Genomic DNA, 715 nt, shown 5'->3' on the forward strand with positions numbered 1-715 from the left:
ACTCTGCGAGCTCAACCTCGTCGAGGTGGAAGTCGACAGGCTAACCAGTGCGCTGGCATTAGAATTTAAAGTGCTGGCATTCGAGCTCAACCTAGTAGAGATCGACGCCGACAGGCTGGTGACTGTGGAATTTGTTCCAACCAGCCCCGTTGACAGCGACGTTACCCCGCTATTCGTGTCCGAAAGCCCCGTCGACAGTGATTCGATGCTGCTGTTCGTCGTTTCAAAGTTCTGGGCAGTCGAGTTCGACAGGGAAGCGATGCTGCTGAACGTTGCGTTCGCGCCGGACGAAAGCGAAGCGATCGCATTGTTCGTCGTCGCGAAGCCTGTCGACGTCGACACGGACAGGCTCGTAAGCCCGCTTGTCGCATTCGCCACGCCGGTGGACAGCGAGGAGATGCTGTTTTTCGTTCCGGTCGACAGCGAGTCGATTCTGCTGTTCGCACCGGAAAGACCGGACGAGGTCAAGGTCGAGAGCGACGCGATGCTGTCGTTCGCGGTGCTCACGGTCGTTGACAGCGAATTCACGGTCGACGTGTTCGCGGCAACCGCCGTCGACATCGACGCGACGCTGCTGGTCGCTACGGCCACGCCCGACGACAGCGTCGCCACGTTGCTGTTGGCGGCGCTCAGACCCAAGGAAAGCGAAGTCTGCCCGGTCGACAGCGACGCGATGTTGCTTGCGACACCGGTCGAGAGATCCGTAACCTGGCTG

General features: G+C 60.0%; 1 protein-coding gene. It reads left to right on the plus strand.

Annotated elements, in window-relative coordinates; translation table 11 throughout:
• Positions 1–715: hypothetical protein (locus tag SPI01S_RS22825; RefSeq protein ID WP_084253703.1), on the plus strand; the 715-nt coding region annotated here is incomplete at both ends.

Origin of the sequence: Sphingomonas pituitosa NBRC 102491 (assembly GCF_001598435.1) — a bacterium.
GTDB classification, from domain to species: Bacteria; Pseudomonadota; Alphaproteobacteria; order Sphingomonadales; family Sphingomonadaceae; genus Sphingomonas; species Sphingomonas pituitosa.